Raw genomic sequence first — 25,262 nt, 5'->3', positions numbered from 1 at the left:
AGCGTGAAAGCGCGGGAGGCGCCCAACAGTGGCGGCTTCTGCGGTACTTAGCCCGCGGATGCCAACTCACTCCCATCGCCGGCATCCAGCCTACTCACCGCCACCCTATAGGCGGATGGCGATCTGCCATTCACCCGCTTGAAGGCGTTGCTGAAGGCGCTTTCGGAGGTGTAGCCGAGCGAGCGGGCGACCGAGGCGATGGGGGTGCGGGCTTCGCGCAGCGCCCGCTCGGCAAGGCGCATGCGCCATTCCGTGAGATAGGCAAGCGGGGCGATACCCGAGACCGCTTTGAAATGCACGGCAAACGAGGTGCGCGACATGGCGCAGGCGCTGGCCAGCTCCTCCAGATGCCAGGCGCGCGCGGGTTCGCCATGCATCAGGCGTAGCGCCGGCGCGATCCTGGGTTCTGCGAGCGCTTTCAGCCATCCGGCGGGCATGCGGTCGGCGGCGCTTAAGTGCGAGCGCAGGATTTCGATGAAGAGCAGCTGGGTCAGCTGCGCGGAGGCAAGCGCCGCACCCGGCTGGCCGATATCGCGCTCCTCGATCAGCCGGTCGAGCAGCCAGCGAAAGATGGCGGCCTGTGGAGAGGCGGCACGCGTGTGGATCCAGGTGGGCAGGATATCCGACAACAGGCCGCCCCTTAGCGGATCGAGCGCGACATGGCCGCCGATATGGGCGAAATCATTGCCATCTCCCAGCGTCATCAGCCGCCGCCCCGCGCCGGTGAATATGCTCATGGCGTCGACGGGCTGAAGCGCGGGATCGCTTGACAGCACGAAGCTGCGCTTCTTGGCGAGGAGGCCGACATCGCCCTCCTCGAAGCGGACCGGCTCGGCCTCGCCCTCCAGCGTTACCCAGCAGCCGCCCTTCACCACCGCGAAGAACTTGATCTTGTCGCGCCCCGGAAAGGCGATCGACCACGGACCGCCGGCGGTGAAGCCGCCAGTGACGATCGCCTCGGCTTTCGTCAGGCTTAGGACATCGGAGAAAGGATCAGCGAGCATTATCGAACTATCGCGCAAGTGATGCGGATTTTCAAGCATTCACAGTACGGACCTGGCTGCCTACCTTCCCGTCATCGAAGTTCGCCGCGGCCCGATGCGGCGGCATAGACATGAGGCAGATTATGACGACTGATAGTAAAGACACGCTCGTTCTCGTCACCGGCGGCACCGGGTTCATTGCGCAATATTGCATGCTGGCGCTGCTGAAAGACGGTTATCGCGTGCGCACTACCATCCGCTCAGCCGGACGCGAGGACGAGGTGCGGGCGCATCTGAAGGCCGGCGGCGTCGATGCCGGCGATCAACTGTCCTTCGCGATCGCCGATCTCGACCATGACAAGGGTTGGGCGGAGGCCGCCGCTGGCTGCACTTACGTGATGCACGGCGCCTCGCCGACCCCATCGGGCGACCAGACGCGCGAGGAGGACTGGATCGAGCCTGCCGTCAACGGCAATCTGAGGGTGCTCAGGGCGGCGCGCGATGCCGGCGTCAGCCGCGTGGTGCTGACCTCGGCCTTCGGCGCCATCGGCGTCGGCCATGGGCCGGACCACCGGCGGCCGTTCGACGAGACTGACTGGAGCAATCTCGAAGGCAATGTCGCGCCTTACCAGAAATCGAAGACACTGTCGGAGCGCGCCGCCTGGGAGTTCATCGCCCGCGAGGGCAAAGGCATGGAGCTTTCGGCGGTCAATCCAGTCGCGGTCTACGGCCCGGTTCTCGGCGCCGACTATTCACACTCGATCCGGTTGATCGCCAACATGATGAAGGGGCAGCCGGGCTGCGTGAACGTCAATTCCTGCTGCGTCGACGTGCGCGATGTTGCTGATCTCCACATGCGCTGCATGACCGACCCCGCGGCTGCCGGCGAGCGCTTCCTCGCTACCGTCGGTGACAGCCTGTGGATGGTCGAGGTCGCGGAGCTGCTGCGGCAAAGGCTGGGTGCAGCGGCGGCGAAGGTCTCGACCGATGTCTGGCCCGACGAGCAGGTGCGGATCGCCGGCGAGACGAATGCGCAGCTGAAGGCCGTGGTGCCGCTCCTCAACTACGACATGAACGCGACGGGCGAGAAGGCCGAACGCCTGCTGGGGTGGGCGCCGCGCTCAAGGGAAGAGGCGATCGTTGCCTGCGCCGAGAGCTTGGTTCGGCTTCAGTTGGTGTAGGGATGGGAGCTACGTTAGCGCCGGTGTCGATCGGCGTTACGCTTCGCCTCGGGTGAGCGCCATAACCGCGTCGGTGCTTGGGCCCTCCCCGGCATGGCCGCGAAGTTTGTCGAACCTGAGCACGCCGGCGACCTCGGACGTGCCACCGGAATCGTTGGGGTGGGCGATGCCGTTCATGACTTTTACTTCGGCGAAATCGAAAGGGCTGACGCCTTCGATGACGGCGACGTTGATGCCGAACTGGCTGGTGTTGGAGCGGCGCTGGTGGTGGGTGTAGATGCCGCAGGTCTTGCAGAAGTAGTGCTTCGCCGTGCCGGTGTGGAACTGGTAGAGCGTCAGATTGTCCTCGCCCTCGACGAACTCGATGTCATCGAGATTGGCGGAGGCGGCGATGGCGCCGCGCATGCGGCAATAGGAGCAGGTGCAGCGGCGGATGGTGTTGAACTCGTCCGTCAGCCGCACCTTGAATTTGACGGTGCCGCAGTGGCAGGCGGCGTTATGCTGGGGTCTTGCGTCGGTCATGGGGTGTCCTTGGGTTTGTGCGGGGACGGTAGAGAAGGGGTGTGTCGGCTGCAAGACGGGATGGGATTTTGTGGGTGACGTTGGTGGGGGGGGGCTGCGGGGCGACGGCGCGGACAATCGTTGAGGTTTTACCGTGAGATACCCCCCTCTGTCCTGCCGGACATCTCCCCCACAAGGGGGGAGATCGACTCGTGGCTTGTTCAGAGCCAAACAATGAGCGTGGAACGAGCGGCCGCGCCCAGCCAATCTCCCCACCTGTGGGGGAGATGCCCGGCAGGGCAGAGGGGGGTATGGCTCGGCAAAACCTGAATAAAAGGCGTCGGGCACAGACAGCGCGCCAACCGCACACCACAAAACCCCGCGCCGGAGAGCTCTCCGCGACGGCATGACATGACAAGCTGGGAATGGGCAGGCGGTGGTCGGTATAAGATAGGATTGTCAGGCAATGTCGCCTGCCCGATCATATCAAGGCTTCCGGATATCCAGGCCGACAGGAGCGTCTCTCGGCCTTTCGCTTCCGGATGGATGCGAGGTCCTGACGGCCTCAACACCCACCTCTCAACAACCATCACCGGACGCCGGGCTTGCGCCCTGATGTGTCAGATCCGGTTCGCGACCCGGCTCCCTGTCCAATGACGCCATCAGTATCGGCTGGATGGTTTCGGCGGGGATGGATGGGGAAGACGAAATCCGCAAGCGGCTGATATCGCGGCGATATCTTTCACCGCGCAACAAAATTATCCCCGCGACGCCGATATCTCGGCCTCGGCGCGGCGCAGCGTCTCGGCCACGAAGGCGCTCTTGCCGCCGGTGTAGTGGTCCCAGTCGCCGGCGGATTCCTCGGCGAGGCGCTGCTTCAGCGCCTGGTATTCGGCGGCGCGGTCCGGGTGGAGGCGCAGGTGGTCGCGGAAGAGGAGGCGGTCGTGGTGGGCGGGGTTGGCGTGGAGGCAGAGGTAGAGGCGCAGGCCGTAGCCTTCGTGCTCGCGGGTGAATGGCAGGCGGCCGTCGCCATGCGGGTCGCCGTGGGCACGGAAGCCGGAGAGCGCGAGTTTCTCGGTGAGGGTGGCGAGGGCGTCGGCGTCGATCAGGACGGCGTCGAGGTCGATCTTCGGCTTGGCGGCGAGGCCGGGGAGGGCGGTGCTGCCGATGTGTTCGACAGCAAGGATGAGGCCGGGGGCGAGCGACAGGATTTCGTCGCGCGCGGCCTGGAAGAACGAGGGCCAACGCGGATCATAGTCGATAACCCGGATCGGCCGCATCGTCTTCAGCCGATCTCCTGGAGGAAGCCCTCGAGGACTTCAACCATGCGGCGTTCGCCCTGTTCCAAGGACCCGCTATTGTCGAGATCGACGACGTCATAATCGCCGCGCACGGTGAGCGGGCCGCGGGCCAGGCGGGCCATGATGTCCTCGTGGGTCTCGCGGCCGCGGGCCTCCAGCCGGCTTGCCAGCACGTCTGCGCGGGCGGTGACGTTGATCACCTTCAGGCGCGGGAAGACGGCGTGGAAATGGTGCAGCGCCGAGCGCGAGCCGTTGGCGATGACGAGGCTTCCGGCTGACAGCGACACCGAGACTTCCGAGGGGATGCCGTATTTCAGGCCGTGGGCTTCCCACCAGACGGAGAAGCTGCCGGCCTGCTCCATAGAGGCGAAGCCCTGGGGCGAGACGGCGAGATGATCCTCGCCGCCGGCGTCGTGATCACGGGTGATGACGCGGCGGACGAAATGGACGTCCTGCCGCTCGCGGAAATGCCGGGCGGCGGCCGCCATCAGCGTATCCTTGCCGGCGCCGGAGGGGCCGACCACGACCACCATGATGCCGTGCTCGGTGCCGGGAACGACATGGGGCTCGTGCGAGGGATGGGTTTCGTGCGCGGTCATGCGACCCGGCGCCCTTCGCGCCAGACGGAGCGGCTGACCGGAACGCCCTCGTCGCGGAAGACGCGGACGAGATCGGCGCGGAGCCCGGTTGCGATGCGGCCGCGATCGTTGAGGCTCACCGTGCGTGATGGAGTCGACGTGACCATGGCGATCGCCTTGGGCAGCGAAATGCTCTCGACTTCGTCGGCAATCAGGAAGGGTGCGTAGAGCAGGCTGAGCGGAACGTAATCGGAGGAGAGGACGTCGAGCACGCCGCGCTCGGCGAGATCGCGGGCGGCGATGTTGCCGGAGTGCGACTTGCCGCGCACGATATTCGGCGCGCCCATCAGCACGCTCATGCCGTTTTCATGCGAGGCCTTGGCGGCGTCGAAGCTGGTCGGGAATTCGGCAAGACGCACGCCGTTTTCGATCGCCTCGTCGACATGGGCGAGCGTTGCGTCGTCATGGCTGGCGACCGTGATGCCGCGCTCGGCGCAGACCTTCGAGATCGCGACGCGGTGCGGCGTCGAGTTGCGCTCGGATTCCGACACACGGCGATCGACGAACTTGGCGAACTCGGCGTCGGTGAGGCCGCGCTTCTTCTGATAATAGAAGATGTACTGGTCCATGGTCTGGAACTGGCGCTGGCCCGGCGCATGGTCCATCAGCGAGACGAGGCGGACATAGGGGTCGTTTTCGAAATCGGCGAAGTGCTGCAGCACGTTGTCGGCGGAGACTTCGCAGCGCAGGTGGATGAGGTGCTCGGCGCGCAGGCGGCCCTCTTTCTCGGCCTTCTGGATGGCATCGGCCATGTCGCGCATTTCGCCATGCTCGAAGCCGCCATCTTCGTCGGCGCCCATGCGCAGGCAATCGAAGACCGTGGTGATGCCTGACGTCACGATCTGGGCGTCATGCGCCTGGATCGCCGCCGTCTTGTTCCAGCGCAGGCCGGGACGCGGCGAATAGTGGCCTTCCAGATGGTCGGTGTGCAGCTCGACCAGGCCGGGGATCAGGTAATCGCCCTCGAAATCCTCGCCGAGGCGGGAGCTGCCGCTTGCGATATCTTCGATCTTGCCGTCGCGAACGAGGACCGATCCTTCGACGATTTCATCCTCGAGGACGATGCGGGCGTTGGAGAAGACGGTTTCTTTGGTCATGGGCGTCAGATCTTTCAAGGTTTGGCGGCGGCAAGCGGCCACCAGGAATGGGCGGTAAACGGCGCGCCGCGCGTCTCTTCGACGAAAACGGCAAGGCCCGAAATCAAAAGCGGCCGGCCGGTGAAGGCGGCGAAACGCTCGGCGAGAATGGTCTTCATCACCTCGGCGCGCTCTTCCGGCACCTGGCCGGAAAGCGTCATGTGGAAACCGAAGTCATCCATCACGTAAGGATAGCCCCAGCGCAACAGATTGGCCCTCTGGCTTTCGCTGAGCTTGTCCGGATTGCGCCGGGCGATATCGGCTTCGGACAATGCCGCGCGGAAGGGTTCGAAGGACTTTACCACGGAGGCCGCAAATTGCTGAAGCGGCGGATGCAGGGAGCCGGGCACGAGCGCGAAGAAGCGGCCGAGCTGGCCGAGCACCAGCTCGGGGATCTCGAAGGCCGGTGTCGCGGCGGCGAAATCCTCGACGGCCTGTATCAGGTCCTTTTCGGTGACCGAGGAGGCGAGATGGAACGGCGCCTTGATGGTGGCGTGGAAGGCATAGCGGCGCGGATCGGCGGTGAGCTCGAACTGCTCGGCGGCAGGGAGATCAGGATAATCGGGAGCCGGATAAGTTTCGCCGGTGAAGGCATCGCGACCGAGCCAATGGGCTGCCGCCACGTTCAAGGGATCACCCTTCGGCGGCGTGAAATAGAGTGCGTATCGCAAGGCCAGTATCCCGGAAATCTATGTGGATGCGGGAGGCAGTCTGCCGTGATTTGACCGCCCGCCGCAAGCTTGCTTCCGGCTAAAAGATTTCCGTGACAGAATGATGATGATCAAGACCCATCAATGGGTCTTTTTGCCCATCACCCGCGAACGCAGCGCATTGGAGATATTGTCGAAGACGAAGACGACGATGAGGATGAGGAGCACCATGTAGGCGACCTTGTCCCAATCGGAGTTGGTCTTCATGGATTCCAGGAGTTTCAGGCCGATACCACCTGCGCCGACGGCGCCGATGACGGTGGCCGAGCGGGTGTTGGATTCCCAGAAATAGAGCGACTGCGAGATGAAGATCGGCAGCACCTGCGGCACCACGCCGAAGCGCTGGACGACGACGGGCGAAGCACCCACCGACTTGACCCCCTCGCGCTGCTTGTCATCCACATTCTCCAGCGCCTCGGCATAGACCTTGCCCAGTGCGCCGGTGTCGGTGAAGAAGATGGCGGCAATGCCGGGGATCGGCCCGGGGCCGAAGGCGCGGGTGAAGAACAGCGCCCAGATCAGCATGTCGATCGAGCGCAGGAAATCGAAGAGGCGCTTCGTCGCCCAGTTGGCCGAGCGGTTGAGCGTGATGTTGCGCGCGGCGATGAAGGCCAGCGGAAAGGCGAAGAGCGAGCCGAGCAGCGTGCCGACGAAGGCCATGACCAGCGTCTGCATCAGCTTCGACAGGATATCGCCGTGCTGCCAGCTGGCATTGTTGAGGAAATTGTCGAGCACCAGGGAGGCGTTGGACTGCGCGGGATCGATACGATCACCCGACAGCATGAGGCCGGCGACATCGACGAGGCTCTTGCCCCAGAAGGGCGACTGCGTGTCGAAGAAGAAATTGGCCCAGCCGAGGAAGCGGCGCTGCACATAGACCTGCGTCGAGCGGATTTCCGCCTGGCCCTCGAAGCCGAAGGAGACGGTGACCTTGCTATCGTCCTGCTTCATGACGGCGGGCGCGCCCGGCGGCAGGATGGCGCGGTCCTTGGTGATCTCGACAGGATAGAGCTTGCCGCCGAGATAGACGTCGACACGCTCGGGCGTCACTTCCATGCGGTCGGCATCGCTGCCGTAGGTGACGGTGTAGCCGCCGGCTGCGGTCGGCAACATCCATGCGATGACGGCGTCTTTCGGATACTGGCCGCGGCTCGTCCACTGCGGCACGACCTTGCCATCGACGAAGCGCAGGCGCGGCTGGGCGCGCCAGGAGTACCAGTCCTGGACGTAGATCGAGGCGCGGTCCCAATTGCCGTTGACGAAGGTCGGGATGACCTTGAAGAAATTGAATGCGAGCGCGAGGTAGATGATGACGAGGCCGGCGATAAGGGCGAGACCCCAGCGCTGCATGAAGCTGCGGTGGAAGACTTCGGGATAATTGTCCAGCAGGCGCTGGCGATCGGCGGCGTTGACTGTGAGCGACGACATCAGGCTGCTCCTCGGCCGAATTCGAAGGACTGCTTGCCGATCATGCGGCGGCGGAGCCAGGCGGAGAACTGGTCGACGCAGACGACGGTGATCAGGAGCAGGATGATGATGGCATAGGTCTTGGCGGCGTGATCGCGGCCGATCGCCAGGCTGAAGACTTCGCCGATACCGCCGCCGCCGACGGCGCCGATGATGGTGGAGGCGCGCACGTTGATCTCGAGGCGCAGCAGCGTGTAGGAGACGAAATTCGGCATGACCTGCGGCAGGATGGCGAAGCGGACGCGCTCGAGCCAGCTGGCGCCGGATGCGCGCAGGCCCTCGTCCGGCTTCATGTCGGCATTCTCGACCACTTCGAAGAACAGCTTTCCAAGCGCGCCGATGGTGTGGATCGACACCGCGATGATGGCCGAGATCGGGCCGATCGACAGGATGGCGGCGAGCAGGCCGGCAATGACGATCTCCGGGAAGGCGCGCAGGATTTCCATGATGCGGCGCACGACCCAGCGGGTGGCGCCGGCGCCGACCAGATTGGTCGAGGCGAAGAAGCAGAGCACGAAGGCGCCGGATGCGCCGAGGATGGTCGAGACGATGGCGACGTTGATGGTGATCGCCAGCTGGTAGAAGAAATTCGGGATGTAGACGCTGTCGGTGATGTAGACGCGGTCGCTGACGTAATCATACTTGATCGAGCCATCGGCATAGGGCGACGGCAGGTCGAACATCGCGCGGAAGATTTCGAGCGGGCTGTCCGGCACGAAGTGCTTCATGAAGTCGAAGAGATAGGGCAGACGTTCGAAGAACTTGCCCGAATTGGCGCTGTTGGCGAAATCGAGCGAGGCACCGAGGACGATCAGGAACACAACGATCGAGATCACGGTGTAGATACGCCGTGTCCGGACCTGTTGCTGGTAGTGATCGAGAATTGTGCGGGAGCCTTGCTGCAGTCCGCCCATGTGGTCGGGTTCGGCCACGTGCGCCATGTTGAGCATCCTTGTTGAACGAACGGCGGCACCATGATGATGCCGCCGCGAGTTTATTCAGAGGTTCGGATCAACCGCCGATAACCGACTTACGAGCGTCGATGATCGTCTGGTAGAAGGACTGGTCGACCGGCGACCAATCGACGTAACCACCGCCGGTGAAGCTGTCGAAGCAGCCCTTGTCGGTCTTCGGCAGTTCGGCGAAGTAGGCGGTGACCTTCTTCTGGATGTCGGACGGCAGCTTGTTGGAAACCATCAGCGGGCCGTTCGGGATCAGCGGGGACTTCCAGACCTGGACGATATCGTCCATGTCGAGCAGGCCCTTGGTGACCATGATGTGCAGGTTGCCGGAGGTGTAGCCCTGGGCCCAATCGCCGGTGGCGGAGCCGAAGGTGGTGCCGACGTCGAACTTCTTGTCGAGAACGCCGAGAACGAGGTTCTCATGGCCGCCGCCGAAGCCGGTTTCGGAGAAGTACTGCTTGACCGGCATGCCGACATCCTTCGGCAGCGAGACGTTCGGGACGAGGTAGCCCGAGGTCGAGTCCGGATCAGCGAAGCCGAGCTTCTTGCCCTTGGCGTCGGCGAGCGTCTTGATGCCCGAATCCTTGCGGGCGACCATGATCGAGTAGTAGCCGGTCGAGCCGTCTTCCTGCTTGGTGGTCAGAACCGGCGTAACGGCGTTCGGATCCTTGAGGTAGATCGAGGCGTAGGAGGAAGCGCCCATGACAGCGAGGTCGATGGTGCCGCCCAGCAGGCCCTGGATGACGCCGTTATAGTTCGGCGACGGGAAGATCTGGACTTCCGAAACGCCGGTAGCGGCAACGAGGCCCGGCTTGACGCACTCGGTGCGGCGAACCTGGTCGGCTTCGTTTTCACCGCCGTCGAGGCCGATACGCAGGACCTTAACGTCCTGAGCGTAGGCCTGGCCTGCAACGGTGGCGATGGCGATCGTTGCCATCAGGATCTTGCGGAACGCAGACATGGTAGTCTCCTTTGGTGACGTTTGTCAGTGACTGTAAGTTACTGGGGATCTGTGCTTTTCCGGCTTTTTCCCCCGGCCGGAAACTTGTCAGCGCATGACGGCGGAGGCGGCCATCACGCGGGATACGGCGTCCTGCTGCTTGCCCTTGATGTTATCCAGGCTGGTGGACGTCATGGATTCGTCGATGCCGGCGCCGTTCTTGTCGGTGCCGTAGATCTCGTTGACGGCATCAGCCGTCAGTTCGGACGGCTTGCCGTCGAAAACGACGCGGCCGCCGGCCATGCCGACGATGCGCTCGCAATAGCTGCGCGCGGTGTCGAGCGTGTGCAGGTTGGTGATGACGGTGATGCCTTCGCGCTCGTTGATATCGCGCAGCGCGTCCATGACGATCTTGGCGTTCAGCGGGTCGAGCGAGGCGATCGGCTCGTCGGCAAGCAGCATCTTCGGCGCCTGCATGAGAGCGCGGGCAATCGCCACGCGCTGCTGCTGGCCGCCCGAGAGCGTGCCGGCCATCTGCAGCGCGGTCTGCTCGATGCCGAGACGCTCAAGCGCCGCGATCGCCTGCACGCGCTCTTCGCGGGTGAAGACGCCGAGCAGGCTGAGCACGGTGGAGCGGTGGTTGAGACGGCCGAGGATGACATTGGTCATCACGTCGAGGCGCGGCACGAGATTGAACTGCTGGAAGATCATGGCGCAATCGCGCTGCCAGTTGCGCAGCGACTTGCCGCGCAGGCCCGACACTTCCGTGCCGTTGAAATGGATCGAGCCGGAGCTCGGCTCCTGCAGGCGGTTGATCATGCGCAGAAGCGTGGACTTGCCGGCGCCCGAACGGCCGATAATGCCGACCATCTGGCCCTGAGGGATGTCAAGCGTCACACTATCGACGGCGATCTTCTTGCCGAATTGACGGGTGACATTCTTCAGCTCGAACATCATGCTCTTCCTCATAGCCCAAACGCGATATGAGGGAGTGCATTAGGCCCGGTCCGTGAAGCTCCAATGTCAGTTTTGTGTAAGTGCTGTCACAAACGGGGCTGTGGTGGATTGAAACGTGACAGTGGGGTCACAATTCTGTGACAGATGCGGGATGTGGTGAGTGTGGCGCACGTCTACGGCATTTTCCCGAAGTTCAAGCGAATCTAGCCGTGCATGGCGAAGTCTAGTGAAAAACAGTAGATTTCCATAGTCACTGCTAGTGACGCCATTGCTTGGCGCATGGTTCTCGCGCCCACTCCCGCGTCCTCCTCACCGCCGCTTCTGCAGCACCTTGTTGCCCTTCGGTCCGGTCATCTTCGGGGTGTTCTTGTCGTTCTCGTCGCGCAGCACCCGCCAGCGGGCGAGGCGCTCGGGCGCCAGCGTGCCGGATTTGACGGCAGCTTGGACGGCGCAGCCGGGTTCGTGGTCGTGGGTGCAATCGCGGAAGCGGCAGTGTCCGGCAAGTTCGGTGATCTCGGAGAAGACCTGCTCGATGCCCTCCTGCACATCGCTGACATGGAGCGTGCGCATGCCTGGCGTGTCGATGACCCAGCCGCCACCGGCCATGGCGTGCAGCGAGCGGGCGGTCGTGGTGTGGCGGCCCTTGGCGTCGCGCTCGCGGATGCCGCCGGTTGCCTGCGAGCCCTCGCCGCTCAGCCCCGCCAGCGCGTTGACCAGCGTCGACTTGCCGACGCCGGAGGAGCCGATCAGCGCCAGCGTCTGGCCGAAGCCGCTCCATGGACCGAGAGCTGCAGCCGCACCGTCGCTCTTGGCGTTGAGCACGACGACCGCAAGATCGCGCTGCAGGGCTTTCGCCTGGGCTTCGTATTCCGCGACATCAGGGGCGAGGTCGGCCTTGGTCAGCACGATGACGGGCGTCGTCTCCGCCTGGTTGGCGAGCGCCATGTAGCGCTCGAGGCGGGCGACGTTGAAATCGGCGTTGCAGGAGGTGACGATCAGAAGCGTATCGACATTGGCGGCGCCGAGCTGCTGGCCCTGACGTCCTTCGACGCGGCGCTGCAGCAGCGTGCGGCGCTCCAGCCGGCGCACCAGGCTGTCGTCCTCGGGATCGACCATGACCCAATCGCCGACGGCAAATTCGGACGTATTCAGCTGATGCGAGATCTTGAGCCGGATCAGGCCATCCAGCGAGGTGACGCTCAGGCGGCTGCGGTGCACTTCGGCGATGCGACGGGGGATGAGGCCATGATCGTCATCCGTCAGCTGATCGGAAAAGAACTCGGACCAGCCAAGCGAGGCCAGGAATGTCGCTTCGTGATCGGTCGTCAAAGGTTCACCGGGGACTGCGGCGTATGGGTCAAGGCTGGCTCCGTGATGGGATGCGTGGTGACGCGGACATTAGCGGAAGCTTCGGCGGGAAGATATGGGGTTTGCACCATGCGAGACATCCGGGCGGAAAACGGCAGCCGATCCCTGTTGCTGTTGGACCGCCAAGTCACCGGCAGAGATTGGTGCCTTTCGCGCCTCATAGCATCTTGATTTCCCGCGAGACTTTCCTGAAAGCTGCGTTGCCCCTCAAGGAAATCTCCATGTTCGTCTCGGAAGCCTTCGCAATCGGTTCGGCCACCTGCATCGCGCTCAGCTCAATGTTCATCAACGAGCTCAACGGGCGGGTGCCTTTGATGCAGCTGGCGCGCTGGCAGCTGACCGCTGCTTTCGCGATGACGGCGATGGCGGCGACGATTGCCGGCGGGTGGGCGACGCTTGGGGCTTGGCAGCTCGGGTCGCTCTTAGCCTCCAGCGTGTTCGGGATCGTGATTGCCAGCACCACCTATTTCGCGGCGATCTATACGGCCGGGCCGCGTGTGACGGCGCTTCTGTTTTCGCTGGCCTCGCCATTCGCGCTGGTGCTGGGCTATGTCGCGCTGGGCGAGACGATCGATCTGCGTCAGGGGTTCGGGGTCGTGCTCATTTTATGCGGCACCGTGATTGCCATCGGCTTTCGCCGGCGTCGGCCGGCGCCGATGATCCCGCTTGCCGATGGCGAGCCGATCGCGGAGCCGGCGCCGTCAACACCACCGGTGTCCAAGCTCGGCATAACGCTTGGGGTCGTGACCGCGCTCGGGCAGGCGCTGGGGAGCCTGACGGCGCGGCCGGCGATGGCTGCTGGTGTCGAGCCATTCACGGCGATGGCGGTGCGCTCGGGGTTGGCGGTGATCTGCTTCTGGGCGCTTCTGTCGCTGCCCCGGGTGCGGGCGCAGGCAAACGGCTTTCGGGCGCGGGATTTCGGCCTTGCGGCCACCGCCGCCTTCTTTGGCACGGCGCTCGGGATGTCGCTGTTGATGGCGGCCCTGAAGACCGGCAATGTCGGGATCGTTTCGACGCTGTCTTCGATGACGCCTGTCGTCATCCTGCCGATGGTGTGGCTGCGCAGCGGGCAGATGCCGCGTGCGCATGCCTGGGGCGGGGCAGCCCTTGCCATCGCGGGCACGGCGCTGATCAGCCTCAGCTAGGGCCTCGGCGCGAATGGGGATCTATCCGCGCCGGAGAGGTTTGATGCGAAGGGATAGGCGGCCTAGGCCTCGTATCGCGCCAGGAAATCCTCTGCGTTGAGCGCGCGGAAATCGGCGAGTGCCACGCGCAGCCGGTCGTGCTCCCAATCCCACCATGCGAGCTTGTCCATGCGTTCGCCGATCTCTTTGCCGAAGCGCTCGCGGATCAGCTTGGCGGGCACGCCGCCGACGATGGTGTAGGGTGCCACATCCTTGGAGACCACCGCGCCGGCGCCGATGACGGCGCCGTTGCCGACGCTGACGCCAGGCAGAAGCGTGGCGCCGTGGCCGATCCAGACGTCATGGCCGATCGTGACGCGGTTGGAGCGGCGCCATTCGAAGAACTCCGTCTCCATGTCCGCATCCGGCCAGTAATCGGCGGCGCGGTAAGTGAAGTGGTGCAGCGTGGCGCGCCAGGTCGGATGGTTGGTAGCATTGATGCGCACGGAGGCGGCGATGTTGACGAACTTGCCGATCGTGGCGCACCAGATGGCGCCGTCCTGCATGACGTAGGAGTAATCGCCAAGCTCGACCTCGTCGATGCGGCAGCGCTCCGACAGCTCGGTGTAGCGGCCGAGCGTCGAATTGTTCACCGAGGCGGTCTCGTGGATATAGGGCTTGAGGCCAATCTTGCGGCTCATGCTGCGATCGGCCTCCGTGGCGAGAATTTCTGCACGTCGAGAATACGGTCGGCGACGGCCTCGCGCACTTCCTCGTCGTGGAAGATGCCGAGCAGGCCAACGCCCTTGGCCTTCTTCTCGGCGATCATTTCGACGACGACAGCGCGGTTCTTCGCGTCGAGCGAGGCGGTCGGCTCGTCGAGCAGCAGGATCGTATGATCGGTGATGAAGCCGCGGGCGATGTTGACGCGCTGCTGCTCGCCGCCGGAAAAGGTGGCGGGGGGCAGCTGCCAGAGCGCTTCCGGCAGGTTGAGCTTGGCGAGCAGTTCGGCTGCCTTTTCACGCGCGACATCCGCCTTCGTGCCACGGGCGACCAGCGGCTCGGCGACGACATCGATGGCCGCGACGCGTGGCACGGTGCGCAGGAACTGGCTGACGTAACCCAGCGTCTGGCGGCGGACCTCGATGATGGTGCGCGGATCGGTGGTGGCGAGATCGACGATGCGATCCTGGTGCTTGACCAGGATCTGGCCGCTATCGACCGCGTAGTTGCCGTAGATCATCTTCAACAGCGAGCTCTTGCCGATGCCCGAGGGGCCGCCGAGCACGACGCATTCGCCCGAGGCGACGGAGAAGGAGACATCCGAGACGACAGGCAGCTTGATGCCGTCGCGCAGATGCATGGTGAAGCTCTTGGAGACTTCCGAAACAACGAGTGGCGTTGCCATGATTGACTTCCCTGGTTTCTGGCGACAATCCGTGAGCTTAGCCGGCTTACGGATCGCGCTCTCAACTATACCTGCAGGATCGAGGAGACGAGGAGCTGGGTGTAGGGCTCGCGGGGATCGTCGAGCACCCGGTCGGTCAGGCCATGCTCGATCACGTGGCCATCCTTCATCACCATCATCCGGTGCGACAGCAGGCGGGCGACGGCGAGATCGTGGGTGACGATGATGGCCGCGAGGCCGAGATCGTTGACGAGGCCGCGAACGAGATCGAGCAGGCGTGCCTGAACGGAGACGTCGAGACCGCCGGTCGGCTCGTCCATGAAGACGAGGCGCGGGCCGGTGACGAGGTTGCGGGCGATCTGCAGGCGCTGGCGCATGCCGCCGGAGAAGGCGCGTGGCTGGTCGTCGATGCGGCTCTCGTCGATCTCGACGCGGCTCAGCCAGTCCACCGCGGTGGCGCGGATATTGCCATAGTGCCGATCGCCGATCGCCATCAACCGCTCGCCGACATTGGCGCCGGCCGACACCGTCATGCGCAGACCGTCAGCCGGATTCTGATGCACGAAGCCCCAGTCGGTGCGCATCAGGAAGCGGCGCTCGGCCTCGCTCATGTGGTAGAGATCGCGATATTGGCCGTCGCGCATGTGATACTCGACGCTGCCTGTCGTCGGCATCAGGCGGGTGGAGATGCAGTTCAAGAGCGTGGTCTTGCCGGAGCCGGATTCACCAACGATCGCCAGCACTTCGCCGGGCCAGAGCTCGAAGGAGACGTTCTTGCAGCCGATGCGGTTGCCGTAGAATTTCGAGACGTCGTTGACTTTGAGAAGGGGGGTGTCGGTCATGGCTATGCCTCCCAGGCGTTTCCTCTTCTCCCCAACGGGGAGAAGATGTCCGACAGGACAGATGAGGGGGTGAGCGAACGCAGGAGCGAACGGCCGGAGCGATAAGCGACGGACGAGGTTGCGGCGAAGCCCCCCTCATCCGGCTGCCGCCACCTTCTCCCCGTGGGGGAGAAGAGACGAGCCGCAATGGCACCGTTCCCCCACTCCGCTTGGAGAACGAAGCAGGCAGTTGAACGGGTATCCCCGGCAGAACGCCGAACTTGAATCGCCCTCATTCCGCAGCCTCCCGACCCTGCGCAAGCATCTCGCCGACGTGGCCGTGCTCGCGCCGATCCTCGCAGTGATCGGTATCCGAGCAGACGAACATGCGGCCGCCCTTGTCGTCCAGGATCACCTCGTCGAGATAGACGTCTTCGGCGCCGCAGAGCGCGCAGGGCTTGCCGAAGCGCTGGATTTCGAAGGGGTGGTCCTCGAAATCGAGGCTGACGACTTCGGTGTAGGGCGGGACGGCGTAGATGCGTTTTTCGCGGCCGGCGCCGAAGAGCTGCAGCGCGTCCGACATGTGCATTTTCGGATTGTCGAATTTCGGCGTCGGCGACGGGTCCATGACGTAGCGGCCCGCAACCTTGACCGGGTAGGCGTAGGTCTTGGAGATGCGGCCGTTATGGGCGATGTCCTCGTAGAGCTTGACGTGCATGAGGCCGTATTCCTCAAGCGCGTGCATCTTGCGGGTCTCGGTCTCGCGCGGCTCGAGGAAGCGCAGCGGCTCGGGGATCGGCACCTGGTAGACCAGCACCTGGCCGGCTCCGAGCTTTTCTTCCGGAATGCGGTGGCGGGTCTGGATGATGGTGGCATCCTTGGTGTGGGTGGTGACCGCGACATTGGCGACCTTCTGGAAGAAGGCGCGGATGGAGACGGCATTCGTCGTGTCGTCGGCGCCCTGGTCGATGACCTTCAGCACGTCATCGGGGCCGATGATCGAGGCCGTTACCTGTACGCCGCCGGTGCCCCAGCCATAAGGCATCGGCATTTCGCGCGAGGCGAAGGGAACCTGATAGCCGGGAATGGCGATCGCCTTCAGGATGGCGCGGCGGATCATCCGCTTGGTCTGTTCGTCGAGATAGGCGAAGTTGTACGTGGCGAGATCGCTCATTCGGCTGCCTCCTTGAGATCGTCATCGCCACCGTTGCGGGCGGCGTCGAAGTCGTTTCGCATGCGGCGGACGAGATCGAGCTCGGCCTGGAAATCGACGTAGTGCGGCAGCTTCAGATGCTCGACGAAGCCGGTCGACTGGACGTTATCGGCATGCGAGATGACGAATTCTTCGTCCTGCGCGGGGGCGGTGATGTCCTCGCCGAGTTCGCCGGCGCGCAAGGCACGATCGACCAGCGACATGGACATGGCCTTGCGCTCGCTCTGGCCGAAGACCAGGCCGTAGCCGCGGGTGAACTGCGGCGGCGCCTTGGAGGAGCCCTTGAACTGGTTGACCATCTGGCACTCTGTGACCTGGATGGACCCCAGCGAAACCGCGAAGCCGAGCTCGGGCACATCGAACTCCACCTCGACCTCTCCGATGCGGATTTCGCCTGTGAAGGGGTGGTTGCGGCCATAGCCGCGCTGGGTGGAATAGCCGAGCGCCAGAAGGAAGCCCTCGTCGCCACGAGCGAGCGCCTGCAGGCGCAGGTCGCGGCTCATCGGGAATTCCATCGGCTCGCGGGTGAGATCGCCGATCTCGTGATCCTCGGGCATCTCGCCATCGCCCTCGATCAGGCCTTCATGGGCAAGGATCTCCGAGACGCGCATGACGCGGCCGGTTTCGGCCTCGCGCAGCACCGGCTCTTCGACCGCGCCATCCTCAAGCAGCGAGGGGTCGAGCAGGCGATGCGTATAATCAAAGGTCGGGCCGAGCAGCTGGCCGCCGGGCAGGTCCTTGTAGGTGGCGGAGACGCGGCGCTCGATCTTCATTTGCGCCGTGTCGATCGGCTGTGAATAGCCGAAGCGCGGCAATGTCGTGCGGTAGGCGCGCAACAGGAAGATCGCCTCGATCATGTCGCCGCGCGACTGGCGCACGGCGAGTGCCGCCAGCGTGCGGTCGTAGAGCGAGGCTTCGGCCATGACGCGGTCGACGGCGAGCGTCAGCTGCGCGACGATCTGCTCGATGCCGATGGCGGGGAGCGCGCGATCACCGCGACGGCGATCGGCGAGCAGGCGGTGGGCATTCGAAATGGCGGCCTCGCCACCTTTGACGGCAACATACATGGGTCACATCTCCGTTGCGGTGATCTTGGTGGTGCGCGGCAAGCAGAGGAAACGGCTGCCGGAGGTCAGCACGATGTCGACGCCGCGCGGGAAGAGCGCGCGATTTTCCGTCCACAGATGCAGGAAGCGCTCGGGCAGCCCAAGCGGCGCAACGTCGGTGACGGTCTTGATGCCGGGGCCCATCAGCGCGAGACGGCGACCGCCTTCGAGATCGGGCAGCTCGATGACGAGCGTCGTCGAACGATCCGGATATTCCTGGGTGCCGGAGGCAAACAGGCCGAAGGAGGAGAGCGTGGCGCCTTCATCGACAAAGGCGAAGCGGGCTTCGGCCTTTTCCGGCGTGACCGGCGCGCCGGTGTGGAAGCCGAGCCATTGCGGCGTGGCGGACTTGGCCAAGACAGGTGAGAGCCAGACGGGGGTGTCGTGATCGCAGAGCGTCAGCGCGATGGCACCGGCGGCGATGCCGAGCGGCGCCGGCGGCTCGGCATCGGGCGAGACGGTCTGGATGGTGCCGGGGCGGGCCATGGCATCCATCATCAGCTTGAAGACGCTCTGGGCGTGGAACACCGGCTCGGCGAAGCCGCCCGACAGGGCATCAGCGTTATGCGTTTCGGTCTTGAGGGGCATCAGTCGTCTCCGCGAACCATGGTGAAGAAATCGACGCGGGTGGCTGCGGTCTCGTCGGCCTTCTTGTTATCGGCATCGGCGACGCGGGCCGCGATCGGCGCAAGCAGGGTGGTTTCGATTGCGTCGCGGGTGGCTGGCTCCTGCCAGAGCGCATCGAAGATCGCCGAGAGGCGGGCCTTTTCGCGATCGGTGCCGAGCGCCTGGGCGTGACCGATGGTGCCCGAAGCGAGGCGGATGGTGGCGCGGGTGACGGTGACCTCGCCGAGATTGAAGGCCGCACCGCCGCCGCCCATGCGGCCGCGCACCATGACGAGGCCGGTTTCGGGGGCGCGCACGGCTTGCGCCACCGGCTTTTCCGTCAATGCCTGCCAGGCCGCTTCCAGCTCCTGCCGCTCGGCGCGGGCCAGCAGATCGACGGTGCGCTTGCGCGCCCGGTCACCCTCACTCAGCTCGGTCTTGCCTACCTTCTTTTCCGCTAAGGTCATCGCCACATCCTTTAAATGTCTATTGATATAGACAACCATACAAGCTATACCTAGACCTAAATCGCCGAGGTGACAAGCGTGTGACATTTCGGGGGCGCATAAGATAAAGGGCTAAAATGGCTGGGCAGGTTCAGAGACAGACGGGCGTGGCGCTGTGGCGGCAGATCGCCGACCGGATTCGCCAGGCGATCAGCGCCGGCGCCTATGACGAAACGGGCATGGTGCCGCCGGAGATGACGCTGGCCACGCAGTTCGGCGTCAACCGCCATACGGTGCGCAGCGCGCTCGCGGCTCTGGCGCAGGAGGGGATCGTGCGCGCCGTGCAGGGTCGCGGCACGCTGATCGAGCGCAAGGAACGGCTGAACTTCCCGATCAGCAAGCGCACCCGCTTCAACAGCGGCATCGGCGAGCAGGCGCGCGAGACGCGCGGGCTGCTGCTCGGACATGGCGAGGAAGCGGCCAGCGACGAAGTGGCGCGCTGGCTGAAGCTTGCGCCGGGGACAAACGTGATCCGGCTGGAGACGGTGCGCAAGGCCGACGGACGGCCGGTTTCGAGCGCGACCTCGTGGTTTCCGGCAGACCGCTTCGCGGGCATGCGTGACGCCTACGAGACGACGGAATCGATCACCCGCGCCTTCGCCGAACTCGGCCTATCCGACTATATCCGCGCCACCACCGAAATCACCGCCGCCCACGCCGAAGCCGCCGATCTATCGGCGCTGGAACTGACGCCGGGCGCGATCGTGCTGATCACCAAGGCGATGAATACCGATCTCGACGGCGTGCCGGTGCAATATTCGGTGACGCGATTTGCGGCCGACCGGGTGCAGTTCACGATCGAGAATTGAGGGTTATCCTAGGACTTCGAGCCCATGCTTCTCGACGACGGAGAGCAGTTTCAGCGCTAGGCCACTCGGCCGCTTGGCGCCGCTCTCCCATTTCTGGACGGTGGATTCACTCGTGTTCAGGTATCGAGCAAAGACCGGCTGACTGACATTGTTGCGCTCGCGCAGCGCCTTGATCTCCTGCGGAGCAAGTTCCGGCGGCGCGGTCAGACATGCCTCGTCGAACCCACGCAACGTCGCCTTATCGATGCCACCGACCTTGAACAGCGCCTCCGCCGAGGAATGGATGGCCTCGAAGGCATCGGACTTGAACTTACGCCGGGTCGTCATTGCATATCTCCTTGAATTGGCCGACACGCAGCAACTCTTCAACCTGACGGTCGTTCAATGCCGCGTAGGCCTTCGCAAGCTGGCGAAAGGCCACCAGTTCGTCGTCCTCGATATTGGCCCGATCCTGCTTGGCGAACAGGTATTCGTATACCCAGAATTGGCCGGCCTTCGACAGAATGATCGAACGGTGCCTGTTATCATTGAGGCGCTTCTTGAAAACTCCGCCTCCGAGATTGTCCGCCTGACCTTGCGCCACCTGACGGATCGCGCGGCACAGATCCTCGTCCGGAATGCGCGCCTTCCGTGCCGCCTTGGCAAACCATGATGTTTTGAAGACGCGCTCGCTCACGAAGAAAAGGTAGCACCAAGTGCTACCAAATTCAAGGTTCTAGTGGATCGAGCTAGCCCCTCACCTCGCCTCCCAGGGAAAGTGCCCTGCCCCATTGCCGGCGTCGAAGTCGGTGGAGATGCTGAGGTCGCGCCAGGCGGCGTGTTCGGCGGCTCTTTGCGCGTCGTTCTGCGCGATGGCGCGGATGGCGTCGCTGCCGAGCGGGAGGCGCAGCGGCGGGTTTTCGAGGCTGGCTAGGTGGATGATGGCGGCGGCGGCTTTTGCCGGGTCGCCGGGCTGCCTGCCGTCGTAATCGCGTTGGTAGCGGGCCATCTTGCCGACGGTTTCGTCGTATTCGGGGCGGCCTTCGCGCAGCGTCGTGGAGGCGCCGGCGAAATCGGTGCGGAAACCGCCGGGCTCGACGATGCTGACCTTGACGCCGAGCGGACCGACTTCGCGGCTCAAGACTTCCGAGAAGCCCTCGACGCCCCATTTGGCCGCCGCATAGGGCGCGCGTCCGGCCGGGCCGATGCGACCGCCGACGGAGGAGATCTGGACGATATGGCCGGCGCCCTGCTCGCGCATCAGAGGCAAGGCCGCCTTGGTGACGATGATGGTGCCGAAGAGGTTGGTTTCGATCTGGGCGCGGAAATCTGTGAGGCTGGTATCCTCGATCGATCCGACATCGCCATAGCCGGCATTGTTGACGAGGACATCGAGCCGGCCGAAGCGTTCGACCGCGGCCTTGACTGCCTGCTCGGCCGATTGCTCGTCGGTCACATCAAGCGAAATCGTCAAGACACTCGAGGGGTAGCGCTGCTTGATATCGTCGAGCTGGGCGGGGTTGCGCGCGGTGGCGACCAGATTGTGCCCCTCAGCCAGAACCGCTTCAGCAAGCGCCCTGCCGAGACCGCGCGAACTGCCTGTAATCAACCAAACCTGTGACATCCGAAATCTCCTTGATCCGTCGAAAGACCATATAGGCTAGACGGTATCTTCTTGAAAGAAGGTACCAGATGGATCTATACATACCTTATGGTAACTGAACTAAACGATGGTACATTCGACTTCTGCGAGACGCTGACGGATGCCGAGGACGCACTCGCTCGCGAGATGCTGGAGCGCGCCAGCGCCAAGTGGCCGCTGCGCGTCATGCATATCCTGGCCGAGGCCAAGGGGCCTTTGCGGTTTTCACGGGTCCTGGAACGGGTGGAAGGCATCAGCCAGAAGGTGCTGACGCAGACATTGCGGACGCTGGAGGCCGATGGTCTGGTGACGCGCACGCTCTACCCGCAGGTGCCGCCGCGCGTGGAATACGAACTGACGCCGCTGGGCGGTGAGCTGCTTGTGGAGGTGGTGGGGCTCTGGCAATGGATCGCCAACCGGCTGCCGGATTTCGAGGCCGCGCGGAAGCCGAAGGGTCAGACGGAAAACGGACCCAAAAACTAATGAATTTGTCCGGTCTGTCCGGAGAGGCGCCGCGCATCGGAGAGACGCGCGGCGCGATGATATTTAGTGCGCGCCGGACATGTCGCCGAGGACTTCCTTGGACGCGACGGTCGAGTCGGCGTTGAGCTTGTAGACCATGGGAACGCCGGTCGCGAGGTTGACGCCGAGGATCTGTTCCTTGGTAAGCTTATCGAGCACCATGACCAGCGAACGCAGCGAGTTGCCGTGGGCGGCGACGAGCACGGTTTCGCCACGCAGGACGCGGGGCAGGATTTCCGTCAGGTAGTAAGGCCAGACGCGGGCGCCGGTGTCGCGCAGGCTTTCGCCGCCCGGAGGGGGAACGTCGTAGGAGCGGCGCCAGATGTGGACCTGTTCTTCGCCCCACTTGGCTCGGGCATCGTCCTTGTTGAGGCCGGAGAGATTGCCGTAGTCGCGCTCGTTCAGCGCCTGATCCTTGATCGTCTCGAGGCCGGTCTGGCCGACGTTTTCAAGGATGATCTTCAGCGTGTCCTGGGCGCGCTTCAGGTCGGAGGTGAAGGCGATGTCGAACTTGATGCCGGTTTCGGCAAGCGCCTTGCCGCCGGTGTTGGCTTCCTGAACGCCGAGCTCTGTCAGCTCCGGGTTCTTCCAGCCGGTGAAAAGGTTCTTCAGGTTCCAGTCGCTCTGGCCGTGGCGAACGAGGACGAGGGTACCGCTCATTATAAATTCCTTCTGATGAGATCAGTGTTGGGAGAGCCCGAGAACATCGAGCATGGAATAGAGACCCGGCTTCTTGTCGCGCGCCCAAAGGGCCGCCTTGACGGCGCCGCGCGCGAAGATGGAGCGGTCGCCGGCGCTGTGGGCCATGGAGACGCGCTCGCCCTCGCCGGCGAAGATGACGGAATGTTCGCCGATGACGGAGCCGCCCCGAAGCGTGGCAAAGCCGATCGTGCCCGCTTCGCGCGCGCCGGTGTGGCCATCGCGGACGCGTACGGAGTGCGTTGCGAGATCGATGCCGCGGCCCTTGGCGGCGGCTTCACCCAGCAGGAGCGCGGTGCCCGAGGGGGCATCGACCTTGCGCTTGTGATGCATTTCGAGAACTTCGATGTCCCAATCGGCGGGATCGAGCGCGCGCGCCGCCTGCTCGACCAGCACGCTCAAGAGATTGACGCCGAGGCCCATATTGCCAGACTTGACGATGCGGGCATGGCGGCTGGCGGCGGAGATCTTCCCTTCGTCCTCGACCGAGCAGCCTGTGGTGCCGATGATGTGGACGATGCGGGCCTGGGCGGCAAGTGCGGCGAAGTCATTGGTGGTCGCGGGCGTGGTGAAATCGAGCACGCCATCGGCGTGGAGGAAGGCGGCCAGCGGATCGTCGGTAATCGCGACGCCGTTGGGGCCGAGGCCCGCGATCTCGCCGGCATCCTTGCCGATGAAGGGCGAGCCCGGACGGCCGACGGCTGCGTGCAGCGTAACGCCTTCGATCTCGTGCACCATGCGGATGAGCGCCTGTCCCATGCGGCCCGCTGCACCAACCACCACCAGTTTCATCGCAGCATCGCTCATGTCAGGCGTCCATCATTCACGTATCAGAAAGTCTCGGAGGCCGCGGGCCTCTGAAGGTTGTTGAGGCGAGCGTAAAGACCGTCGCTGCGCTTCGCAAGCGTCTCGTGATTGCCCTCTTCGACGACGCGGCCCTGCTGCATGACGACGATCTTGTCGGCGCGAACCACGGTCGACAGACGGTGGGCAATGACGACGACGGTGCGGCCGGTCATGGCTTCGTCGAGCGCCTTCTGGACGGCTGCTTCCGATTCCGTATCGAGCGCGGAGGTCGCTTCATCGAGGAGCAGGATCGGGGCGTTGCGCACCAGCGCGCGGGCGATCGACAGACGCTGGCGCTGGCCGCCCGAGAGCGTCACGCCGTTTTCGCCGACGGGCGTGTCATAGCCTTCCGGCTGAGCGAGAATGAAATCGTGGGCGTAAGCCAGACGCGCTGCTTCCTCGACCTCGGCATCGCTGGCGTCGGGACGGCCATAGCGGATGTTGTCGCGGATCGAGCCTTCGAACAGGTAGGGCTGCTGCGAGACATAGGCCAGCTGCTCGCGCAGCGACTTCTTCGTCACATGGGCGATGTCCTGGCCGTCGATCAGGATCTCGCCGGCCTTCGGATCGTAGAAGCGCGGGATGAGATTGATGATCGTCGACTTGCCGGCGCCGGAGGGGCCGACGAGCGCGGTGGTCTTGCCACCTTCGGCAACCATGTTGACGCCATCGAGCACGTTGTCGTTGCCATAGGCGAAGGCGACATCCTTGAGCTCGATACGGGCTTCGGTGACGACGAGGGGCTTGGCATCCGGCAGGTCGCGCTGGCGCGGCTCCATGTCGAGCAGCTCGTAGATCATCCGCGCATTGACGGCGGCGCGCTCCATCTGCACCTGCAGCTTGGCAAGGCGGCGGGCCGGATCATAGGCGAGCAGCAGCGCGGTGACGAAGGAGAAGAAGGCGCCGGGCGGCACGTTCTGATAGATCGAGCGGTAGGCGGCGTAGGCAAGAACGCTGGCGACGGCGAAACCGGCGAAGCTTTCGGTCATCGGCGCGTTGCGCTCGGACAGCTTGGCGATCTTGTTGCCACGCTCTTCGGCAGCGACGATGATCTTGTTGATCTTCTGCTCGAGCTGCCGCTCCATCGTGAACGCCTTGACGATGGAGATACCCTGAATGGTCTCCTGCATGGCGCCGAGCACGTGGCTATTGAGATCGATGGCTTCCTTGGTGGCCTGTCGCAGGCGCTTGGAGAGATAGCGCAGCGCCAGAAGCAGCGGCGGCGCGAGGATGAGGACGGCGACGCTGAGCAGCGGGTCCTGATAGACCATGACGCCGAGCAGGGCGACGAAGGTCAGGAGGTCGCGGGCGGTCGAGGTGATCGTCAGGTTGAGGACGTCGCGGATGCCGCCGACGTTCTGGCTCACCTGGGCGGCGATGCGGGCCGAACGCGCCTCGTTGAAATAGCCGACCGACAGCGTCATCAGATGCACGTAGAGACGGCTCTGGTAGCGGGCGACGATGTTGTTGCCGATCTTCGACAACGCCACCGCCTGGCCGTAGCTCGCGAAACCGCGAATGACGAAGGCAATGAAGATGGAGAGGCAGATGACCCAGACGACATCGGCACGCCGGTTGGCGAAGGCCTCGTCGATGATCGAGCGCATGATCCAGGCGGTAAAGGCCGTCGATAGCGCGACGAGGACAAGACAGCTGATGGCGACGACGTAGCCCCAGATGTGCTCGCGGCCGTTTTCAGCGATGATGCGCTTCAAGACGGCGGTGACCGTGCCGCTGTCGACGGGGCGCTGCTGGGGATCGGATGAACGCAATAAAGACTTCCTGTCTCGTGACCATGCGAGCCGCTGCTGCGGCCCGCGCTCGAGCGGCTCTATAA

Annotated in this window: 28 protein-coding genes; 4 read left to right on the top strand and 24 right to left on the bottom strand. The window is 64.2% G+C overall.

The features are described from left to right. Positions 1–47: 47 nt before the first annotated feature. Complete coding sequence (locus QTL96_RS16355; RefSeq protein ID WP_289728431.1) at positions 48–1,004, bottom strand: AraC family transcriptional regulator; 957 nt, start codon at positions 1,002–1,004, stop codon at positions 48–50. A gap of 122 nt (positions 1,005–1,126) precedes the next feature. Between QTL96_RS16355 and QTL96_RS16350 the strand changes: the two genes are divergently transcribed. Further along, positions 1,127–2,164 (top strand): aldehyde reductase, encoded by a 1,038-nt coding sequence (locus tag QTL96_RS16350; RefSeq protein WP_289728430.1) that lies wholly within the window; start codon positions 1,127–1,129, stop codon positions 2,162–2,164. A gap of 36 nt (positions 2,165–2,200) precedes the next feature. Here QTL96_RS16350 and QTL96_RS16345 read toward each other — a convergent pair whose 3' ends face one another. The 10 genes from QTL96_RS16345 to rsgA form a co-directional block, all read right to left on the bottom strand. Further along, a complete protein-coding gene (locus tag QTL96_RS16345; RefSeq protein WP_289728429.1) occupies positions 2,201–2,686 on the bottom strand; it encodes a GFA family protein in 486 nt (161 codons plus the stop codon). Positions 2,687–3,423: 737 nt separating this feature from the next. Further along, on the bottom strand, positions 3,424–3,945 hold the full coding sequence (locus QTL96_RS16340) for a GrpB family protein (protein ID WP_289728428.1): 522 nt from the start codon (positions 3,943–3,945) through the stop codon (positions 3,424–3,426). Positions 3,946–3,950: 5 nt separating this feature from the next. After that, positions 3,951–4,565 (bottom strand): phosphonate metabolism protein/1,5-bisphosphokinase (PRPP-forming) PhnN, encoded by a 615-nt coding sequence (gene phnN / locus QTL96_RS16335; RefSeq protein ID WP_112534993.1) that lies wholly within the window; start codon positions 4,563–4,565, stop codon positions 3,951–3,953. After that, positions 4,562–5,701 carry an alpha-D-ribose 1-methylphosphonate 5-triphosphate diphosphatase gene (locus QTL96_RS16330; RefSeq protein WP_289728427.1) on the bottom strand — a complete coding sequence of 380 codons (1,140 nt, stop codon included), beginning with the start codon at positions 5,699–5,701 and terminating at the stop codon, positions 4,562–4,564. Before QTL96_RS16330 ends, phnN begins: the two co-directional genes overlap by 4 nt. A gap of 14 nt (positions 5,702–5,715) precedes the next feature. Then, positions 5,716–6,411, bottom strand: a complete 696-nt coding sequence (locus QTL96_RS16325) for a DUF1045 domain-containing protein (protein ID WP_289728426.1) — start codon at positions 6,409–6,411, stop codon at positions 5,716–5,718. A gap of 120 nt (positions 6,412–6,531) precedes the next feature. Then, positions 6,532–7,878 carry a phosphonate ABC transporter, permease protein PhnE gene (phnE, locus tag QTL96_RS16320; protein WP_018899241.1) on the bottom strand — a complete coding sequence of 449 codons (1,347 nt, stop codon included), beginning with the start codon at positions 7,876–7,878 and terminating at the stop codon, positions 6,532–6,534. Next, the gene (gene phnE / locus QTL96_RS16315; protein ID WP_289728425.1) at positions 7,878–8,858 is read right to left on the bottom strand and encodes a phosphonate ABC transporter, permease protein PhnE; all 981 of its coding nucleotides are present in this window, start codon (positions 8,856–8,858) and stop codon (positions 7,878–7,880) included. Before phnE (QTL96_RS16315) ends, phnE (QTL96_RS16320) begins: the two co-directional genes overlap by 1 nt. A 70-nt stretch (positions 8,859–8,928) precedes the next feature. After that, positions 8,929–9,840 (bottom strand): phosphonate ABC transporter substrate-binding protein, encoded by a 912-nt coding sequence (gene phnD, locus QTL96_RS16310; protein ID WP_047506750.1) that lies wholly within the window; start codon positions 9,838–9,840, stop codon positions 8,929–8,931. 87 nt (positions 9,841–9,927) lie between these two features. Further along, a complete protein-coding gene (gene phnC / locus QTL96_RS16305) occupies positions 9,928–10,773 on the bottom strand; it encodes a phosphonate ABC transporter ATP-binding protein (protein ID WP_112534996.1) in 846 nt (281 codons plus the stop codon). A gap of 312 nt (positions 10,774–11,085) precedes the next feature. Further along, positions 11,086–12,105 (bottom strand): ribosome small subunit-dependent GTPase A, encoded by a 1,020-nt coding sequence (gene rsgA / locus QTL96_RS16300; protein ID WP_289728424.1) that lies wholly within the window; start codon positions 12,103–12,105, stop codon positions 11,086–11,088. A gap of 260 nt (positions 12,106–12,365) precedes the next feature. On the opposite strand from rsgA, the gene QTL96_RS16295 reads away from it, so the two are divergent. Beyond that, positions 12,366–13,289: a DMT family transporter gene (locus tag QTL96_RS16295; RefSeq protein WP_289728422.1), complete on the top strand. Its 924-nt coding sequence runs from the start codon at positions 12,366–12,368 to the stop codon at positions 13,287–13,289. A 62-nt stretch (positions 13,290–13,351) separates the two neighbouring features. Here QTL96_RS16295 and QTL96_RS16290 read toward each other — a convergent pair whose 3' ends face one another. The 7 genes from QTL96_RS16290 to phnG form a co-directional block, all read right to left on the bottom strand. Further along, on the bottom strand, positions 13,352–13,969 hold the full coding sequence (locus QTL96_RS16290) for a DapH/DapD/GlmU-related protein (protein ID WP_289728421.1): 618 nt from the start codon (positions 13,967–13,969) through the stop codon (positions 13,352–13,354). After that, a complete protein-coding gene (gene phnL, locus QTL96_RS16285) occupies positions 13,966–14,676 on the bottom strand; it encodes a phosphonate C-P lyase system protein PhnL (RefSeq protein ID WP_112981688.1) in 711 nt (236 codons plus the stop codon). Before phnL ends, QTL96_RS16290 begins: the two co-directional genes overlap by 4 nt. Positions 14,677–14,741: 65 nt before the next feature. Beyond that, complete coding sequence (gene phnK, locus QTL96_RS16280; RefSeq protein ID WP_018899232.1) at positions 14,742–15,518, bottom strand: phosphonate C-P lyase system protein PhnK; 777 nt, start codon at positions 15,516–15,518, stop codon at positions 14,742–14,744. Between the two features lie 271 nt (positions 15,519–15,789). Beyond that, positions 15,790–16,671 (bottom strand): alpha-D-ribose 1-methylphosphonate 5-phosphate C-P-lyase PhnJ, encoded by an 882-nt coding sequence (locus QTL96_RS16275; RefSeq protein ID WP_018899231.1) that lies wholly within the window; start codon positions 16,669–16,671, stop codon positions 15,790–15,792. Then, entirely contained in the window at positions 16,668–17,777 is a 1,110-nt protein-coding gene (locus QTL96_RS16270) for a carbon-phosphorus lyase complex subunit PhnI (RefSeq protein WP_113009751.1), read from the bottom strand. The genes QTL96_RS16275 and QTL96_RS16270 overlap by 4 nt, the downstream gene beginning before the upstream one ends. A gap of 3 nt (positions 17,778–17,780) precedes the next feature. Continuing rightward, positions 17,781–18,404, bottom strand: coding sequence for a phosphonate C-P lyase system protein PhnH (gene phnH / locus QTL96_RS16265; RefSeq protein WP_289728420.1), 624 nt, complete (start codon positions 18,402–18,404; stop codon positions 17,781–17,783). Further along, the gene (gene phnG, locus QTL96_RS16260; RefSeq protein WP_289728419.1) at positions 18,404–18,889 is read right to left on the bottom strand and encodes a phosphonate C-P lyase system protein PhnG; all 486 of its coding nucleotides are present in this window, start codon (positions 18,887–18,889) and stop codon (positions 18,404–18,406) included. The genes phnH and phnG overlap by 1 nt, the downstream gene beginning before the upstream one ends. 116 nt (positions 18,890–19,005) lie before the next feature. Between phnG and phnF the strand changes: the two genes are divergently transcribed. Next, positions 19,006–19,737, top strand: coding sequence for a phosphonate metabolism transcriptional regulator PhnF (gene phnF / locus QTL96_RS16255; RefSeq protein ID WP_289728418.1), 732 nt, complete (start codon positions 19,006–19,008; stop codon positions 19,735–19,737). A 3-nt stretch (positions 19,738–19,740) separates the two neighbouring features. Here phnF and QTL96_RS16250 read toward each other — a convergent pair whose 3' ends face one another. The 3 genes from QTL96_RS16250 to QTL96_RS16240 are packed head-to-tail and all read right to left on the bottom strand — an operon-like array spanning position 19,741 to position 21,340. Next, positions 19,741–20,064: a DNA-binding transcriptional regulator gene (locus tag QTL96_RS16250; protein WP_112428009.1), complete on the bottom strand. Its 324-nt coding sequence runs from the start codon at positions 20,062–20,064 to the stop codon at positions 19,741–19,743. Further along, positions 20,048–20,413, bottom strand: coding sequence for a type II toxin-antitoxin system RelE/ParE family toxin (locus tag QTL96_RS16245; protein WP_289728417.1), 366 nt, complete (start codon positions 20,411–20,413; stop codon positions 20,048–20,050). The genes QTL96_RS16250 and QTL96_RS16245 overlap by 17 nt, the downstream gene beginning before the upstream one ends. Positions 20,414–20,473: 60 nt before the next feature. Then, positions 20,474–21,340 (bottom strand): oxidoreductase, encoded by an 867-nt coding sequence (locus QTL96_RS16240; protein ID WP_289728416.1) that lies wholly within the window; start codon positions 21,338–21,340, stop codon positions 20,474–20,476. Positions 21,341–21,427: 87 nt separating this feature from the next. Here QTL96_RS16240 and QTL96_RS16235 point away from each other — a divergent pair, with 87 nt between their 5' ends. Next, positions 21,428–21,841: a helix-turn-helix domain-containing protein gene (locus QTL96_RS16235; RefSeq protein WP_113197192.1), complete on the top strand. Its 414-nt coding sequence runs from the start codon at positions 21,428–21,430 to the stop codon at positions 21,839–21,841. Between the two features lie 63 nt (positions 21,842–21,904). Here the strand turns inward: QTL96_RS16235 and QTL96_RS16230 are convergent, their stop codons facing one another. Genes QTL96_RS16230 through QTL96_RS16220 form a run of 3 tightly spaced genes read right to left on the bottom strand, consistent with a single transcriptional unit; the run spans position 21,905 to position 25,197 of the window. Beyond that, positions 21,905–22,540, bottom strand: a complete 636-nt coding sequence (locus tag QTL96_RS16230) for a 2,3-bisphosphoglycerate-dependent phosphoglycerate mutase (protein ID WP_289728415.1) — start codon at positions 22,538–22,540, stop codon at positions 21,905–21,907. Between the two features lie 21 nt (positions 22,541–22,561). Next, the gene (dapB, locus tag QTL96_RS16225; protein ID WP_289728414.1) at positions 22,562–23,386 is read right to left on the bottom strand and encodes a 4-hydroxy-tetrahydrodipicolinate reductase; all 825 of its coding nucleotides are present in this window, start codon (positions 23,384–23,386) and stop codon (positions 22,562–22,564) included. Between the two features lie 23 nt (positions 23,387–23,409). Then, complete coding sequence (locus tag QTL96_RS16220; protein ID WP_047506728.1) at positions 23,410–25,197, bottom strand: ABC transporter ATP-binding protein; 1,788 nt, start codon at positions 25,195–25,197, stop codon at positions 23,410–23,412. Between the last annotated feature and the right edge of the window lie 65 nt (positions 25,198–25,262).

The sequence above is a fragment of the Rhizobium sp. S163 genome, assembly GCF_030380805.1.
Taxonomy (GTDB): Bacteria; Pseudomonadota; Alphaproteobacteria; order Rhizobiales; family Rhizobiaceae; genus Rhizobium.
The sequence above is the reverse complement of the archived record's forward strand: the minus strand, read 5'-3'. Positions and strand labels throughout refer to the sequence as shown.

What these genes read in the sequence shown, in the direction of transcription:
- QTL96_RS16355 (WP_289728431.1), bottom strand. Translation starts at nt 1,004, where the DNA reads ATGCTCGCTGATCCTTTCTCCGATGTCCTAAGCCTGACGAAAGCCGAG.
- QTL96_RS16350 (WP_289728430.1), top strand. Translation starts at nt 1,127, where the DNA reads ATGACGACTGATAGTAAAGACACGCTCGTTCTCGTCACCGGCGGCACC.
- QTL96_RS16345 (WP_289728429.1), bottom strand. Translation starts at nt 2,686, where the DNA reads ATGACCGACGCAAGACCCCAGCATAACGCCGCCTGCCACTGCGGCACC.
- QTL96_RS16340 (WP_289728428.1), bottom strand. Translation starts at nt 3,945, where the DNA reads ATGCGGCCGATCCGGGTTATCGACTATGATCCGCGTTGGCCCTCGTTC.
- phnN (WP_112534993.1), bottom strand. Translation starts at nt 4,565, where the DNA reads ATGACCGCGCACGAAACCCATCCCTCGCACGAGCCCCATGTCGTTCCC.
- QTL96_RS16330 (WP_289728427.1), bottom strand. Translation starts at nt 5,701, where the DNA reads ATGACCAAAGAAACCGTCTTCTCCAACGCCCGCATCGTCCTCGAGGAT.
- phnE (WP_018899241.1), bottom strand. Translation starts at nt 7,878, where the DNA reads ATGTCGTCGCTCACAGTCAACGCCGCCGATCGCCAGCGCCTGCTGGAC.
- phnE (WP_289728425.1), bottom strand. Translation starts at nt 8,858, where the DNA reads ATGGCGCACGTGGCCGAACCCGACCACATGGGCGGACTGCAGCAAGGC.
- phnD (WP_047506750.1), bottom strand. Translation starts at nt 9,840, where the DNA reads ATGTCTGCGTTCCGCAAGATCCTGATGGCAACGATCGCCATCGCCACC.
- phnC (WP_112534996.1), bottom strand. Translation starts at nt 10,773, where the DNA reads ATGTTCGAGCTGAAGAATGTCACCCGTCAATTCGGCAAGAAGATCGCC.
- QTL96_RS16295 (WP_289728422.1), top strand. Translation starts at nt 12,366, where the DNA reads ATGTTCGTCTCGGAAGCCTTCGCAATCGGTTCGGCCACCTGCATCGCG.
- QTL96_RS16290 (WP_289728421.1), bottom strand. Translation starts at nt 13,969, where the DNA reads ATGAGCCGCAAGATTGGCCTCAAGCCCTATATCCACGAGACCGCCTCG.
- phnL (WP_112981688.1), bottom strand. Translation starts at nt 14,676, where the DNA reads ATGGCAACGCCACTCGTTGTTTCGGAAGTCTCCAAGAGCTTCACCATG.
- phnK (WP_018899232.1), bottom strand. Translation starts at nt 15,518, where the DNA reads ATGACCGACACCCCCCTTCTCAAAGTCAACGACGTCTCGAAATTCTAC.
- QTL96_RS16275 (WP_018899231.1), bottom strand. Translation starts at nt 16,671, where the DNA reads ATGAGCGATCTCGCCACGTACAACTTCGCCTATCTCGACGAACAGACC.
- QTL96_RS16270 (WP_113009751.1), bottom strand. Translation starts at nt 17,777, where the DNA reads ATGTATGTTGCCGTCAAAGGTGGCGAGGCCGCCATTTCGAATGCCCAC.
- phnH (WP_289728420.1), bottom strand. Translation starts at nt 18,404, where the DNA reads ATGCCCCTCAAGACCGAAACGCATAACGCTGATGCCCTGTCGGGCGGC.
- phnG (WP_289728419.1), bottom strand. Translation starts at nt 18,889, where the DNA reads ATGACCTTAGCGGAAAAGAAGGTAGGCAAGACCGAGCTGAGTGAGGGT.
- phnF (WP_289728418.1), top strand. Translation starts at nt 19,006, where the DNA reads ATGGCTGGGCAGGTTCAGAGACAGACGGGCGTGGCGCTGTGGCGGCAG.
- QTL96_RS16250 (WP_112428009.1), bottom strand. Translation starts at nt 20,064, where the DNA reads ATGACGACCCGGCGTAAGTTCAAGTCCGATGCCTTCGAGGCCATCCAT.
- QTL96_RS16240 (WP_289728416.1), bottom strand. Translation starts at nt 21,340, where the DNA reads ATGTCACAGGTTTGGTTGATTACAGGCAGTTCGCGCGGTCTCGGCAGG.
- QTL96_RS16235 (WP_113197192.1), top strand. Translation starts at nt 21,428, where the DNA reads ATGGTAACTGAACTAAACGATGGTACATTCGACTTCTGCGAGACGCTG.
- QTL96_RS16230 (WP_289728415.1), bottom strand. Translation starts at nt 22,540, where the DNA reads ATGAGCGGTACCCTCGTCCTCGTTCGCCACGGCCAGAGCGACTGGAAC.
- dapB (WP_289728414.1), bottom strand. Translation starts at nt 23,386, where the DNA reads ATGAGCGATGCTGCGATGAAACTGGTGGTGGTTGGTGCAGCGGGCCGC.